General features: G+C 41.1%; 1 protein-coding gene. It reads left to right on the forward strand.

Annotated elements, in window-relative coordinates; all coding sequences use genetic code 11:
* Positions 1-474 (forward strand): DUF7507 domain-containing protein (locus K8344_RS14015; RefSeq protein ID WP_420908360.1); only part of this gene is annotated, 474 nt, incomplete at both ends.

Raw genomic sequence — 474 nt, forward strand, 5'->3', positions numbered from 1 at the left:
ATACGAAGCGAGCTACACAATCACCCAAGCAGATATTGATGCTGGTGAAGTAGTAAACCAAGCGACTGCTATGGGAACAGCTCCAGATCAAACTGAAGTAAGTGATGATTCAGGAACAGAGATTAATAATGATAATCCAACGATAATCGACTTATGTCAGAAGCCTGAAATTGCCATTGTAAAAGCAGGAGTCTTTAATGACGAGAATGGTGATGCTTGTGCTAATGTTGATGAGACTATTACATACACATTCACAGTAACCAATCTAGGAAATGTAAGTCTGTCTAACATAATAGTAGACGACCCATTATTAGGAGGTCCATTAGCAGGTCCATTAAGTGGAGATACTGATGGCGATGGAGAGTTAGATGTAACAGAGACTTGGATATACGAAGCGAGCTACACAATCACCCAAGCAGATATTGATGCTGGTGAAGTAGTAAACCAAGCGACTGCTATGGGAACAGCTCCAGA

The sequence above is a fragment of the Aequorivita xiaoshiensis genome, from assembly GCF_022008395.1.
Lineage (GTDB): Bacteria > Bacteroidota > Bacteroidia > Flavobacteriales > Flavobacteriaceae > Aequorivita > Aequorivita xiaoshiensis.